Here is a 14,054-nt window from a genome sequence, read left to right on the forward strand (position 1 = left end):
CCATCCTTGGGCAGCATTAGCTCGTCACGCACTATTCTGAATGGAAAAAACAGCAATGACTTATGGAAGCCATTGCTGTAATGATGTAACCATGTCCTTGACATTCTACTCTTATATCTGTCTCAGAGCAATAACGACGCGCCGATTCGGCTCATCACCCTTGCTGTATGTCTTCACCTTGGGATGGTTCTGCAATTGCGAATGAATAACCTTACGTTCATGGGAGGACATAGGCTCCAGCACGACTTCCTTCTTCGTGCGAATGACTCTGCCTGCCAAGCGGTCTGATAATTCCTCGAGTGTACGACGCCTGCGCTCACGGAACTCCTCCGCATCAAGCACGATTCTCAGATGACTGTCTGAATAACGATTAGCCACAATATTAACCAAGTATTGCATAGCATCCAGCGTCTGCCCGCGGCGGCCGATGAGTACACCAAGATCGCCGCTGCAGATCAGATTAAGCTCATAACCATCCTTCGTTTCCTTGCGAGCAACCTCGGTCTGGAGTCCCATAGTTGCTGCAACTTCCCGAATGAACTTCTCTGCCTCCCCCGCAGGGTCAGGCAATTGTTCAAGCTCAACTTTTGCTTGCTTAACACCGAATAATCCGAGTCCGAACCAGCCTCTGGAAGGCTGCTCCACGATTGTGACCGTTACCCGGTCTTCGGTGACTTGCATGTGTGTTAATCCATTCTTTACAGCTTCTTCAATCGTTTTTCCTGATGCGATGAGTTTTTTCATTTTGCAGGGGCCGCCTCCTTACCCTTGTCAGATGAACGAACGTACAGGAAGTAGTTCTGAACGATTGTATAGATGTTGCTATAGATCCAGTACAGCGGAAGTGCTGCTGGGAAGTTCATCGCCATGACGAAGATCAGTACTGGGAAGATTGCGAGCATAGCGCCCATACCCGGCATTGTCTGCGTCTGCTGCTTCTGCATCATCTTAGATTGAATATACGTCGTTGCCGCTGCAATAATCGGAAGAATATAATAAGGATCCTTCTCGCCAAGCTGCAGCCATAGGAAGTCATGCGTCCGAATATCAGGATTCATATAGATGGAATTGTACAGGGCGATGAATACCGGCATCTGAACAATTAATGGTAAGCATCCCGCCATCGGGTTCACCTGATGGGTCTGGAACAGCTTCATCGTCTCTTCCTGCTGCTTCTGCGGGTTGTCCTTATACTTCTTCTTAATCTCGGCCATCTGCGGCTGCAAGGCTTGCATCGCCTTGGAGCTGCGGTATTGCTTCAGTGTTAATGGAAGAATAAGCGTTCTCACGATAATTGTCAGCAGGAGAATAGACAGACCATATTGTCCGCCGAACCACTTTGCGAACGTATCTAACGTTATCGCGAAGTAATAGACCACATTTTTCTCCCAGAAGTTTCCGTTGAGCAGATCAGCTGTCTCCGTTGTTGTAGTGGTTGGTGCACAACCAGCTAGCACAGCGAGCAGCATAATTGAACCAATTACAAGGAACCATTTACGTTTGGAAATCCGGAACAACATTATTACTCCTCTCTGCAAGAGCCCTCTCATTTTTCAAAGGTAACTATACCATAATTTATAGGACAAAGAAACACGAAGCCATTAGGCTCGCACCTTTAACAGCCCCGCTTTTCGGAGGACATGAAGGATGCTTTTCTCCATCTCCTTCGACTTCATCACAACCGCAGGCTTGCGCACAATAAGAATCATATCGACCTGAGGCACAATTCGATCTGCATTCAGCCTTACGATCTCTTTAATCATCCTGCGCATACGATTGCGAACTACGGCATTTCCAATTTTTTTGCTCGCCGATATGCCAAGACGGAACGGCTCGGCCACCGGTTGGCGTGACCAATAGACAACGAACTGTCCATTAGCGAACGATCTTCCGCCTCTATACACTTTGCTAAAGTCGCCGCGACTGCGGAGACGTAATTTTCTATGCACAGCCATCCTCCAGCACTCGTAGATCTACTCTAAGTATCGCCAAGCGTCAACGGCTATAGCCATCCTATGGTGGCAAGCGGCTATAACCATCGACCCTAATGCAGGCCTTCTAATTTTGCCCAAAAAAAAAGACCACCTGACGTGGTCTTTCAGTTTATCTTAAGCGCTAAGAACTTTTCTTCCTCTTTGGCGACGCGCCGCTAACACTTTACGTCCGTTCTTCGTGCTCATCCGCTTGCGGAATCCGTGAACCTTGCTGCGTTTGCTTACATTCGGTTTGAAAGTAGGTCTCATTACATTTGCACCTCCCGTACAACATAATCCGTTTAAAAAACGCCTTTTTCAATTAAACCACGACACCCCTCGAAAGTCAACCTATACGGCTGCAATACCCCATACTCCAAATCTTGTGGATAACCATCCGCCAATTGCTCATCCACAGCCATCGAATGCGAAATTAATAACATGTGCACAATAATTCAGCGGCAAGAACGAACTTTGTCGAAATCTTAACATGATATAAACAATATCTAGTGGTGTAGATAACTTTTATACACAACCAGTTGAAAATGTGGATAAATTCATTGATTCCGTTGAAATACAGGCCTTCTTTTGCTATGATGATTATGTTTTTGTTGTGGACGGACTTATCCCCACCCTAGATTTATCAACAGACTGTGGATAACATTGTGAACAAAATAATCCCCTCTGTATAAGCCTCTTTCTCATCTGCTTGGAAATTGTGGATGTTTTCGTTATAATACCCTCTTGTTCGACATTTTTACGCACAGCCGCGCCTTGTGAGGCGATCTGGATAAGGAGTGACAATCTGTGGACAGCCATACCTATGAATTATGGCAGCAAGTGTTGTCAATCATTCAGACCAAATTGAGCAAACCGAGCTTTGACACCTGGTTCAAAGCGACGAAGGCCAATTTTGTCGATGATTCGATGCTCGAAGTAACTGCGCCGACAACATTTGCCGTCGAATGGCTGGAGAGCCGCTATACGAAGTTAATACGATCAACGCTGTACGAATTCCTCGGACGCCAGGTTGATATTCGATTCACGATTGAAGAATCGAAGTCGACTGAACCGACTGCTTATGCACAGCCCATGAATATGCCTGCTCCTGTCGTTCAGGAAGAGACATTCTCCCATATGCTTAACCCGAAGTACGTATTCGATACGTTCGTCATCGGAGCTAACAACCGATTCGCACATGCGGCTTCGCTCGCAGTAGCTGAAGCGCCGGCTAAGGCCTATAATCCTCTGTTCTTATATGGGGGCGTGGGACTCGGGAAGACTCACTTAATGCATGCGATTGGGCATTATATTATGGATCATAATCCGAACACGAAGGTTCTCTATATCTCCTCCGAGAAGTTCACGAATGAATTCATTAATGCCATTCGAGACAATAGAGGCGAGAGCTTCCGTACGAAGTATAGGAATATCGACGTGCTGCTCATTGATGATATTCAGTTCCTGGCAGGCAAGGAGCAGACGCAGGAGGAGTTCTTCCATACCTTCAATGCGCTGCATGAGGAGCGCAAGCAGATTGTCATCTCGAGCGACCGCCCGCCCAAGGAGATTCCTACGCTTGAGGAGCGGCTGAGATCCCGCTTCGAATGGGGACTTATTACCGATATTCAGCCTCCAGACCTGGAGACACGGATAGCGATACTAAGGAAGAAGGCCAAGGCGGAGAACCTGGATATTCCGAATGAAGCGATGGTGTACATCGCGAATCAGATTGATACGAACATTCGTGAGCTGGAAGGCGCCTTGATTCGGGTCGTTGCCTACTCGTCCCTAATTAACGAGGACATCTCATCCCATCTCGCAGCTGAAGCGCTGAAGGATATTATTCCATCCAGCAGGCCGAGAATGATTACGATACAGGACATTCAGACGAAGGTCGGAGAATTCTATGGCTTGCGGTTAGAGGAGTTCAAGGCTCGCAAGCGAACGAAGGCCGTTGCCTTCCCGAGACAGATTGCCATGTATATGTCCAGGGAGCTGACCGACTACTCTCTGCCCAAGATTGGCGAAGCGTTCGGAGGTCGGGACCATACGACGGTTATTCATGCGCATGAGAAGATTAACCAGCAGCTTAAGGTGGATCAGGATCTCTACAAGATTGTTCAGAACCTGACAGATAAGGTCAAAAATCATACGTGAACAACAAGCAAGCCTATGCACAAGCTATGCACATGTGGATAGGCTTGCTTTATCAGTGTTAGAATGGGTTATCCACATATTCAGGGCCCCTACTACTACGACTACTAATAATTTATAATAAACATCATCAATACAAAGGGTGCAAAACAGCGCAGCCCGCAGGAGTGAAACCATGAAATTAACGATCCTAAAAAATGAACTGAACGATGCCATACAACAAGTAGCTAAAGCTGCATCAGCCCGGCCTGCAATACCAATCCTTGGAGGTATTAAAATTGACGTTACTCACCAAGGAGTCACCCTGACCGCAAGCGATACTGATATATCTATTCAGAGCTTCATTCCCGTAGAACGAGAAGATCTTGTCATTGCTACGGTTGATAAGCCAGGCAGCGTCGTGCTTCCCGCTAAGTTCTTCGTAGAGATCGTTAAGAAACTGCCTTCCGACAATATTGAGATTGAAGTTAGTCAGCATTACCAGACCCTCTTGCGTTCCGGATCCACCGATATTCAGATGGTTGGATTAGATCCAGAGGAATTCCCAGTCCTTCCGTCTATTGAACAGAGCGAACTGCTGCAGATGCCTGGAGATCTCCTGAAGGCCATGATTCGACAGACCGTCCTTGCAGCATCAACCAGTGAACAGACACCCATCCTGACGGGTGTATTGTGGAACTTGCAGGAAGGGCAGCTTAAGTTCGTTGCCACAGACCGGCATCGCCTGGCCAGCCGCCTAGCTCATGTTGAGACAGCGGAAGATTACCGATTCAACAATGTCGTCATTGCTGCCAAGACACTAGTCGAGCTGTCGAAGCTTGTTCCTGATCAGAATGGCCTCGTCGATATTGTCGTAGCAGACAATCAAGTGCTGTTCAAGATCGGCAACGTCCTGTTCTACAGTCGAATTCTAGATGGAACCTATCCGGATACTTCCAAGATTATTCCGCAGGTGTACAAGACAGAACTCGTCCTTGATACGAAGAACTTAACGGATGCGATTGATCGGGCCTACCTGATGTCTAGAGAAGAGAAGACGAATATTGTTCGTCTCGTAACCCTTGACGATGGAACGATTGAGATCTCATCGAGCTCTACCGAGCTAGGGCGAGTAACAGAGGGCCTCGAAGCGAAGCAGTTCACAGGGGATCCGCTCCGCATCGCCTTCAATTCCAAGTATATGCTGGATGTGCTCAAGGTCATTGACAGTGAGCAGATTATGATTGGATTCACCGGAGCGATGAGCCCTATTATTATTAAGCCTACCGATCATGCGTATAGTATGTATGTCATCCTGCCATACCGTACGACGGGTTAACTTATACAAGTACGAGAGGAATGTGCCCTGCCCTATGAGAGAGATTACGATTCAGACCGAATATATTGCACTCGGACAGTTTTTGAAGCTGGCCGATTGTATATCCACAGGTGGACAAGCGAAGTTTTTCCTCCAAGAGAACGAGATTATCATTAACGGGGTTGTGGATAACCGAAGAGGACGCAAGCTCTACAGCGGCGACCGTGTTGAAGTGGAAGGCTGCGGCGCCTTCACGGTGACAAGGGCTTAAGAAGGACCGGAGGGCAATCAGTTGTACCTACATCACATTCGATTACACAACTATCGGAATTATGAGCAGCTGGAGCTGCGCACCGATAAGCAAGTGAATATCATCATTGGGCGGAACGCCCAGGGCAAGACGAACCTGCTCGAAGCAATCTTCGCCCTTGCCTTAACGAAGTCCCATCGAACATCCAAGGACAAGGAATTAATCGGGTGGAATGGCACCAGTGCGCGGATAGATGCCGAGGTGGACAAGAAGTACGGCAAGATTACGATGGACCTCCAGTTCTCTCCCCAAGGGAAGAAGGCGAAGATTAACGGGCTGGAGCAGCGGAAGCTGAGCGACTTCATCGGTTCGCTTAATGTAGTCATGTTCGCACCAGAGGATCTGGAGATTGTGAAGGGAACGCCGGGGGTACGAAGACGGTTTCTAGATATGGAGATCGGACAAGTGCAGCCCGGTTATTTGCATACCCTCCAGCAGTACGGCAAGGTGCTTCAGCATCGCAATAATTACTTGAAGTCGACAGGCCCGTCTGCGATCAGCCAGCCGATGCTTGACGTGTGGAATACACAGCTTGCAGAGCATGGTGTTAAAATCATGAAAAAAAGGAAACACTTTATTCATAAATTGCAAAGCTGGGCTGAGCGGATTCATGCGGGAATAACCGCTGGAAATGAACAGCTTCGAATCGACTACCGGCCGTCGCTTGATGGAGACGCAGGGGAAGATGAATCTGTTTTATTTGAACGTTTTATGATAAAGTTAACGCAGATGAAAGATCAGGAGATTCGCAGAGGGATGACGCTTGTCGGTCCCCATCGGGATGATCTTGCCTTCTATATCAACGGCAAGGAAGCCCACATATACGGCTCCCAAGGCCAGCAGCGGACAACGGCCTTATCCCTTAAGCTCGCAGAGATCGAGCTTATTCATGAGGAGATTGGGGAATATCCCATTCTATTGCTTGATGATGTTCTATCGGAGCTTGATCAGCATCGCCAGACGCAGCTGATTGAGACTTTCCAGAGCAAGGTCCAGACGTTCATTACGACAACAAGCATAGATAGCGTCAATCTTGACAAGCTGTATGATGTCGGAATCTATCAGGTGCAGGATGGCCGGGTGACGCAGTAATTGATTCGAATGCTTAGGGAGCGGATCTTATGTATATTCATTTGGGTGCCGAGAAGATTATTAGAGCTGCGGAGCTTGTCGCCATCTTCGATATCTCGATCGAGCAGTCCTCCAAGTTATCCAAACAATTCGTAGCTGGTGCACGCAAGCGCAAGGACGTAGAGTCAATCGGCGAGGAAGAGCCGAAGTCGATCGTGGTCACCAAGCATAAGATTTATTATTCGCCTATCTCTTCTTCCACGTTGAAGAAACGAGCGCATCAATTCATCGCGAACGGATGATAGGTTAGGCTAGCAGCATTCCGAGAGGAGCAGTGAAAGGCAATGTCTACGGATCAACATACGTACGACGAGAGTCAGATACAAGTACTAGAAGGACTGGAAGCAGTTCGCAAGCGTCCGGGTATGTATATTGGCTCCACAAGCGGCAAAGGTCTTCATCACCTGGTATGGGAGGTCGTCGATAACAGTATTGACGAAGCTCTCGCTGGTTACTGTACAAGAATTAACGTGATTATCCATGAAGATAATTCCGTCACCGTTATAGATAACGGCCGCGGCATTCCGGTCGGAGAGAACGTGAAGCTGAAGAAGTCTACGCTCGAAGTCGTAATGACCGTCCTGCATGCAGGCGGCAAGTTCGGCGGCGAAGGCTATAAGGTATCCGGCGGTCTGCATGGTGTAGGGGTATCCGTCGTAAATGCACTGTCCGAGCAGGTCATCGTAACCGTTAAGCGTGACGGCAAGATTCATCAGCAAGAATATCGCCGCGGCGCTCCTCAATACGATATTAAGATTATCGGGGATACGGTTGATACTGGAACGCAGGTACGGTTCAAGCCGGATGCTGAGATCTTCACAGAGACAACGGTGTTCGAATACGAAGTGCTGCAGTCGCGGATTCGCGAGCTGGCCTTCCTGAACAAGGGCATAGAGATTGTACTGCTTGATGAGCGGAATGGCATGACCGATACGTATAAGTATGACGGCGGGATTATAGAGTTCGTTCAGTATCTGAATCGTAATCGTGAAGCGCTTCATGAGAAGCCGATCTACGTCGAAGGCATGAAGGACAATATTCATGTTGAAGTAGCTCTGCAATACAACGACAGCTATACCGAGAATATCTTCTCGTTCGCCAATAATATTAACACCCACGAGGGTGGTACCCATGAATCCGGATTCAAGAGCGCCCTCACTCGGATCATTAACGAATATGCACGCAAGACAGGGGCGATTAAGGATAACGACTCCAACCTGTCAGGCGATGACGTTCGTGAAGGTCTGACGGCGATCATCTCGGTTAAGATTCCTGAGCCTCAGTTCGAAGGTCAGACGAAGACGAAGCTTGGCAACAGTGAAGTGCGCGGAATTGTCGAATCCTTCTTCGCGGAGAAGCTGATTGAGTTCCTTGACGAGAATCCGTCTGTATCCCGGAAGGTCGTAGATAAGGGGCTGCAGGCTTCCAGAGCCCGTGAAGCTGCACGTAAGGCTCGTGAGCTGACTCGCCGGAAGAGCGCTCTTGAAGTAAGCTCCCTCCCAGGGAAGCTGGCTGACTGCTCGTCCAAGGACGCAGCGATCAGTGAGCTGTACATCGTAGAGGGTGACTCTGCAGGCGGCTCAGCCAAGCAAGGCCGTGATCGTCACTTTCAGGCGATCCTGCCTCTGCGCGGTAAGATTCTCAATGTCGAGAGAGCAAGGCTTGACCGAATTCTGGGCAATGCCGAGATTCGTGCCATCATTACTGCTCTAGGAACTGGCATCAGCGATGACTTCGATATCGCCAAGGCTCGTTACCACAAGATTATTATCATGACCGATGCTGATGTCGACGGTGCGCATATTCGTACGCTGCTGCTCACCTTCTTCTACCGCTACATGCGCAATATCATTGATGCGGGCTATATCTATATCGCCCAGCCGCCGCTCTTCAAGGTGGAACGCAACAAGGTCATTCGCTATGCCCAGACCGAGAAGGAACGCGATGCGATCATTGCTGAATTCGGTGAAGGCGCTAAGGTCAATGTTCAGCGGTACAAGGGTCTTGGAGAGATGAACGCTACCCAGTTATGGGAGACTACCATGGATCCAGAGAGCCGCACGATGCTGCAGGTGACCATTGAGGATGCGATTGAAGCGGATGTCGTATTTGATACTCTGATGGGAGACAGCGTCGAGCCTCGTCGTGATTTCATTCAGAAGTATGCAAGATATGTGAAGAATCTAGACGTATAGAGAACAGACACAAGCCGTCCGGCATGCCGGGCGGCTTTTTTATCATAGTCAGCCAAGGCCTCTGCGTGTACGCAGGCCTCTAAGCGTGCGGCCTTTTACCAGCTTTCTAACTCTAGCCTTTTTTGATTTGCTCTTATACTTCCCGTAGCCGATGGCGTAACGGTATATTTTGCGGAACACCGATGGATCCTTCAGCTTACGGAAAATAAACGGGTCAGGATTCGTGTTCACTTCCAGTATCCACGGTCTAAGAGATTGATCAATGGCAATATCGACCCCGATCTCCTTGATTCCGGGATAGGTCAACTGAAGCTGCTTGGAGACGAGCACGCCCAGCTTAGATAGACGCCGAGTATAGCTGGCCTGAGCGTCAGCAGATAGATGACTGGACATTAGCCTGCTGAATGCCATAGGGGTTCCGCCACTGTGATAGTTCGTTACGATCTTCGATTTCTGCCCGAGCCGCCCGATAATACCTGTTGTCTCCCATTCCCCATAGCTGTTCACCTGGACCATGACCCGAATGTCGAATCTCCGTCCGTTATGCTTGAGCAAGGGAATGCCTTGTTGAACCAGATAGCTGCGATGTCCAATTTTCCTTGCTAGTCCCATGTATAGCTGATCGAAGGATGTACAGGAATAGGCTTTTGTTCCTAGCTGGAATGTATAGCTTCCTTGGGAGAGCCTCTGCACCTTCATGACTCCATTGCCGAATGTGCCATTGACCGGCTTCACGTAGAGCATCCGATGCTCACTGAACATCGCTTCTAGAGTATCTCGGCTGAATAGCCTTGTTGTTGGTATGAATTCACGCAGGGCTTCCGACTTAAGCAGAGCATTTGTTTTGGCCCATTTGCTCATGATTCTTTGGATAGACAACATGCTTTCTCCTTTCACTTGTTTGAATACATGCAGGAGACAGACTTTGGAATGAGTGGTATAATGTAATTTGGGTCTGTTTATTTTATGGCAGGAATTCCGCATTGGAATGCGGTGATTACCCATTTTTAGAAATATAGGACTACTCTTGTATTTCGCTTATATTTCAATATGGGGCGGGGGTTTAGCCTGACCCTATTTGTGAAATTAATATAATGTTATGACTTACAGTGATTGTAGAGAGTCAGGGGGGTAAACATGGCGGAAGAGCAACAGTCGCAGCACATTAAGGACCGAGATATCGGGACTGAGATGCGGGATTCATTTATGGATTATGCCATGAGCATTATTGTTAGTCGTGCACTGCCGGATGTACGTGATGGTCTTAAGCCCGTGCATCGTCGAATACTATTCGCAATGTCTGAACTCGGCATGTCCTCGGACAAGCCGCACAAGAAGTCAGCCAGAATCGTAGGCGAGGTCATTGGTAAGTATCACCCGCATGGTGATTCCTCTGTCTACGAGGCAATGGTTCGGATGGCCCAGGACTTCTCCATGCGTTACATGCTGGTAGACGGACATGGCAACTTCGGTTCTATTGACGGAGATATGGCAGCTGCTATGCGTTATACCGAGGCGCGCCTATCCAAGATTGCGATGGAGATGCTCCGTGATATTAACAAAGAGACGATAGACTTCATTCCGAACTACGATGGTGAAGAGCATGAGCCGGCTGTATTGCCAGCAAGGTTCCCTAACCTGCTAGTGAATGGAGTAACAGGCATAGCTGTAGGGATGGCAACGAATATCCCTCCTCATAACCTGTCTGAAGTCATCGATGGCATTCAAGCGCTTATCCGCAATCCGGATATTACTCCACTTGAGCTGATTGATTATGTGAAGGGCCCAGACTTCCCGACAGCAGGCTTCGTAATGGGACGTCAAGGAATTCGCCAAGCCTATCTCACTGGCCGCGGATCGGTAACGATGCGAGCACGTGCCGTCATTGAAGAGGTTGGGAATAAGGCTCGAATTCTCGTTCATGAACTGCCTTATCAAGTGGTTAAGGCACGTCTGGTAGAGAAGATTGCTGAGCTGGTCAGAGAGAAGAAGATTGAAGGAATTACCGATCTTCGGGATGAATCGGACCGTAACGGAATGCGCATTGTGATTGAGCTTAGACGTGATGTTAATCCTAGCGTCATCCTCAACAATCTATATAAGCAGACCCAGATGCAGACTAACTTCGGCATTAACATGCTGGCTCTCGTTAAGGGCGAGCCGAAGGTGCTTAATCTTCGGGACATGCTGTATTACTACCTTGAGCATCAGATTGAAGTTATTCGCCGTCGTACAGAGTTCGATCTGAAGAAGGCAGAAGCACGCGCTCACATTCTCGAAGGCTTGCGAATCGCGCTTGACCATCTGGATGAAGTGATAGCCTTGATTAGAGCTTCGCAGACAGCAGATGAAGCTCGTGAAGGATTAATCTCGAGATTCTCTCTCAGCCATGAACAAGCCCAAGCTATTCTCGATATGCGACTGCAGCGCCTGACGGGTCTTGAACGCGACAAGATTGAAGCTGAGTACGCTGAGCTGCTGAAGAAGATTGCTGAATACAAGGCTATCCTTGCCGACGAGCAGCTTGTGCTGAACATTATTAGCGAAGAGCTGGCTGAGCTTAAGGATCGATTCGGTGACGAGCGCCGTACAGAGCTTACGGTAAGTGATGAAGAGATTCTAGATGAGGACCTCATTCCTCGCGAGGACGTCATTATCTCGATTACTCACACAGGCTATGTGAAGCGTCTGCCTGTTACGACTTACCGCAGTCAGAAGCGGGGCGGTAAGGGCGTCATCGGGATGGATACGAAGGATGATGACTTCGTTGAGCACCTCTTCGTCTCCAATACGCATCATTACTTGCTGTTCTTCACAGATAAGGGCAAGGTATACCGCCTCAAGGCGTATGAGATTCCTGATCTTAGCCGGACAGCTAGAGGGACGCCAATTATTAATCTGATTCAGATTGAGCAAGGCGAGACGGTGAATGCCGTTATTCCAGTTCAAGCGTTCGATTCGGATCAGTATCTATTCTTCGCTACTCGCAATGGAGTCGTGAAGAAGACACCTCTTGATGACTATGCGAATATCCGGAAGGTAGGTCTCATCGCGATCTCGCTCCGTGAGGACGACGATCTAATCGGGGTTAAGCTGACAGACGGCAACCAAGAGATCATTATGGGAACCAGCCAAGGCATGTCCATCCGCTTCCCAGAGCAAGATGTGCGTTCTATGGGACGATCTGCAACAGGGGTTAAGGGCGTTCAGCTCGACGGTGAAGACGTGGTCATTGATATGGACGTTGTTATTCCAGAGAATGATGTGCTGATTGTTACCGCTAAGGGCTATGGCAAGCGGACCCCAATCAGTGAATATAGAATTCAGAGCCGGGGCGGCAAGGGAATCAAGACGCTCAATGTAACCGACAAGAATGGTCCGATCGTAGGGCTGAAGGTTGTGGAAGACAATGAGGACTTGATGATTATGACCGCATCTGGAACGATGATCCGGACATCGATGGATGGAATCTCCACCATGGGCCGTAATACACAAGGCGTCAAGCTCATCAATACGAGAGACGAGGATACCGTTGCGACAGTAACGAGAGTAGCTCGTAGTGAAGAGGTAGACGAGTCACTTGAAGATATTGAGTTCGACCAAGAGCCTTCGGCTGATCAACCTGCAGCTGATCAAGGTATTGAGGGAGAACCAAGCGAAGAATAAGCAAGGGTCCAGGAATTAGTGATAGAAGGGGAGGGGACAGCGATGACATCTGTGGCGATAGCACAAGTGAAGTTAGGTGACAAGATCGGAGAAGATGTCCTCACCCCGCTAGGCAGTGTGCTTCTTCAGAAGGGCAAGGTTGTCACACCCCGGGAGCTTGAGATTCTACAGGCCTTCATCATCTCAAGTATCGTCGTGGATCGTCCAGCAGGTACTAAGCTGAATGAAGAGCCGGCAGGCGCTTCCTCACAGTCTGCAGCCACTGCTCAAGGGAAGGCTGCTTCCTCTGGGCTTCACGATGAATATGAGAAGATGATTATTCTGCTGCGCAGAGTATGGGGAGGATCCGTATCGGGTCAAGGCATGCCTATGATGGACATACGTACGCAGCTGGAGAGTCTTCTCCAACACGTTCGCAGCTACAATGTCCTAACCTTCATGCCTAGACACTTCGATGGACAGGATTATGTGTATCACAACAGCATTACCTCTGCGCTTACCTCTTATCTGATGGCTCAATGGAATAACCTCCCTCAGAGAGAGTGGATGCAGGTTGCTCTTGCAGGATTATTCCATGATATCGGGAATATGAAGATAGATCAGGATATTCTTGCGAAGCCAGCTGCTCTGACAGCATCGGAGAAGGAAGAGATGCAGCGGCACACCTTGATGGGTTATCAGCTGCTCAAGAATATAGTTGCTCTTAATGAAGGGGTTAAGCTCGCCGCACTTCAGCATCACGAGAAGGTAGACGGAAGCGGATATCCGCTCGGCATAGATGCGACTAAGATTCATCCATATGCGAAGATTGTTGCGATTGCAGACATCTTCCACGCTATGACCTTGAACAAGACATATCGGAAGGCAGCATCTCCATACCTTGTCCTAGAGCAGATTCAGAGTGATGCCTTCGGCAAGCTCGATCCTGGTTACGTCCGGACGTTCATCGAGAGAGTAACCCAGTTCCACAATGGTACAGTCGTCAGGCTAAGTGATGAGCGAGTAGGAGAGATCGTCTTCACCGATCAGAATCACCCTACAAGGCCGTGGGTCTCTATTAATGGGTCGATCGTGAACTTAACACAGAATAGAAGTCTTCATATTACAGAGGTTGTTCAGACTTAATCGATATAACTAACTCGCCAGAAGCCTAGTCTTTTGGCGGGTTTTCTAGATTACATAGCTGCTTTTTGCAAAAAAGATAAAAGAAATTATAAAAAACACTTGCAATGTAATAGGCATCCGTGATATATTATTTCTTGTCGCCGCTGAGGTAAACGCGAACGACACACAAGAAACAAACAAGCAATTGTTCTTTGAAAACT

The 14,054-nt window shown here is 48.5% G+C and carries 13 protein-coding genes; 8 read left to right on the top strand and 5 right to left on the bottom strand.

The features are described from left to right. Positions 1–111: 111 nt before the first annotated feature. The 4 genes from jag to rpmH all read right to left on the bottom strand — a co-directional run bounded on the left by jag (position 112) and on the right by rpmH (position 2,243). Complete coding sequence (jag, locus tag ACFO9Q_RS16225) at positions 112–744, bottom strand: RNA-binding cell elongation regulator Jag/EloR (protein WP_379183906.1); 633 nt, start codon at positions 742–744, stop codon at positions 112–114. Next, complete coding sequence (locus tag ACFO9Q_RS16230; protein ID WP_379183908.1) at positions 741–1,520, bottom strand: YidC/Oxa1 family membrane protein insertase; 780 nt, start codon at positions 1,518–1,520, stop codon at positions 741–743. The genes jag and ACFO9Q_RS16230 overlap by 4 nt, the downstream gene beginning before the upstream one ends. 81 nt (positions 1,521–1,601) lie before the next feature. Beyond that, a complete protein-coding gene (gene rnpA, locus ACFO9Q_RS16235; protein ID WP_379183911.1) occupies positions 1,602–1,949 on the bottom strand; it encodes a ribonuclease P protein component in 348 nt (115 codons plus the stop codon). A 159-nt stretch (positions 1,950–2,108) separates the two neighbouring features. Next, positions 2,109–2,243, bottom strand: a complete 135-nt coding sequence (gene rpmH / locus ACFO9Q_RS16240; protein ID WP_379183913.1) for a 50S ribosomal protein L34 — start codon at positions 2,241–2,243, stop codon at positions 2,109–2,111. Positions 2,244–2,780: 537 nt separating this feature from the next. Here rpmH and dnaA point away from each other — a divergent pair. The 6 genes from dnaA to gyrB all read left to right on the top strand — a co-directional run bounded on the left by dnaA (position 2,781) and on the right by gyrB (position 9,063). After that, positions 2,781–4,133 (top strand): chromosomal replication initiator protein DnaA, encoded by a 1,353-nt coding sequence (dnaA, locus tag ACFO9Q_RS16245; protein WP_379183916.1) that lies wholly within the window; start codon positions 2,781–2,783, stop codon positions 4,131–4,133. Positions 4,134–4,305: 172 nt separating this feature from the next. Further along, on the top strand, positions 4,306–5,448 hold the full coding sequence (gene dnaN, locus ACFO9Q_RS16250; RefSeq protein ID WP_379183919.1) for a DNA polymerase III subunit beta: 1,143 nt from the start codon (positions 4,306–4,308) through the stop codon (positions 5,446–5,448). Positions 5,449–5,482: 34 nt separating this feature from the next. Beyond that, on the top strand, positions 5,483–5,698 hold the full coding sequence (gene yaaA / locus ACFO9Q_RS16255) for a S4 domain-containing protein YaaA (RefSeq protein ID WP_379183921.1): 216 nt from the start codon (positions 5,483–5,485) through the stop codon (positions 5,696–5,698). Positions 5,699–5,719: 21 nt separating this feature from the next. Continuing rightward, positions 5,720–6,829 carry a DNA replication/repair protein RecF gene (gene recF, locus ACFO9Q_RS16260; protein ID WP_379183923.1) on the top strand — a complete coding sequence of 370 codons (1,110 nt, stop codon included), beginning with the start codon at positions 5,720–5,722 and terminating at the stop codon, positions 6,827–6,829. Positions 6,830–6,858: 29 nt separating this feature from the next. Then, entirely contained in the window at positions 6,859–7,110 is a 252-nt protein-coding gene (remB, locus tag ACFO9Q_RS16265) for an extracellular matrix regulator RemB (RefSeq protein ID WP_379183925.1), read from the top strand. 42 nt (positions 7,111–7,152) lie between these two features. Next, positions 7,153–9,063 (top strand): DNA topoisomerase (ATP-hydrolyzing) subunit B, encoded by a 1,911-nt coding sequence (gyrB, locus tag ACFO9Q_RS16270; protein ID WP_379183927.1) that lies wholly within the window; start codon positions 7,153–7,155, stop codon positions 9,061–9,063. A gap of 48 nt (positions 9,064–9,111) precedes the next feature. On the opposite strand, the gene ACFO9Q_RS16275 is transcribed toward gyrB, so the two are convergent. Further along, positions 9,112–10,068 carry a YheC/YheD family protein gene (locus ACFO9Q_RS16275; RefSeq protein ID WP_379183929.1) on the bottom strand — a complete coding sequence of 319 codons (957 nt, stop codon included), beginning with the start codon at positions 10,066–10,068 and terminating at the stop codon, positions 9,112–9,114. Positions 10,069–10,200: 132 nt separating this feature from the next. Here ACFO9Q_RS16275 and gyrA point away from each other — a divergent pair, with 132 nt between their 5' ends. Both gyrA and ACFO9Q_RS16285 read left to right on the top strand, forming a co-directional pair. Continuing rightward, positions 10,201–12,729 carry a DNA gyrase subunit A gene (gyrA, locus tag ACFO9Q_RS16280; RefSeq protein ID WP_379183931.1) on the top strand — a complete coding sequence of 843 codons (2,529 nt, stop codon included), beginning with the start codon at positions 10,201–10,203 and terminating at the stop codon, positions 12,727–12,729. Positions 12,730–12,771: 42 nt separating this feature from the next. Continuing rightward, positions 12,772–13,854 (top strand): HD-GYP domain-containing protein, encoded by a 1,083-nt coding sequence (locus ACFO9Q_RS16285; RefSeq protein ID WP_379183933.1) that lies wholly within the window; start codon positions 12,772–12,774, stop codon positions 13,852–13,854. Positions 13,855–14,054 lie beyond the last annotated feature (200 nt).

This window comes from Paenibacillus sp. GCM10023252, from assembly GCF_042653305.1.
Taxonomy (GTDB): Bacteria; Bacillota; Bacilli; order Paenibacillales; family Paenibacillaceae; genus Pristimantibacillus.

What these genes read in the sequence shown, in the direction of transcription:
- ACFO9Q_RS16230 (WP_379183908.1), bottom strand. Translation starts at nt 1,520, where the DNA reads ATGTTGTTCCGGATTTCCAAACGTAAATGGTTCCTTGTAATTGGTTCA.
- yaaA (WP_379183921.1), top strand. Translation starts at nt 5,483, where the DNA reads ATGAGAGAGATTACGATTCAGACCGAATATATTGCACTCGGACAGTTT.
- dnaN (WP_379183919.1), top strand. Translation starts at nt 4,306, where the DNA reads ATGAAATTAACGATCCTAAAAAATGAACTGAACGATGCCATACAACAA.
- remB (WP_379183925.1), top strand. Translation starts at nt 6,859, where the DNA reads ATGTATATTCATTTGGGTGCCGAGAAGATTATTAGAGCTGCGGAGCTT.
- rpmH (WP_379183913.1), bottom strand. Translation starts at nt 2,243, where the DNA reads ATGAGACCTACTTTCAAACCGAATGTAAGCAAACGCAGCAAGGTTCAC.
- gyrA (WP_379183931.1), top strand. Translation starts at nt 10,201, where the DNA reads ATGGCGGAAGAGCAACAGTCGCAGCACATTAAGGACCGAGATATCGGG.
- ACFO9Q_RS16285 (WP_379183933.1), top strand. Translation starts at nt 12,772, where the DNA reads ATGACATCTGTGGCGATAGCACAAGTGAAGTTAGGTGACAAGATCGGA.
- ACFO9Q_RS16275 (WP_379183929.1), bottom strand. Translation starts at nt 10,068, where the DNA reads ATGGGTAATCACCGCATTCCAATGCGGAATTCCTGCCATAAAATAAAC.
- gyrB (WP_379183927.1), top strand. Translation starts at nt 7,153, where the DNA reads ATGTCTACGGATCAACATACGTACGACGAGAGTCAGATACAAGTACTA.
- jag (WP_379183906.1), bottom strand. Translation starts at nt 744, where the DNA reads ATGAAAAAACTCATCGCATCAGGAAAAACGATTGAAGAAGCTGTAAAG.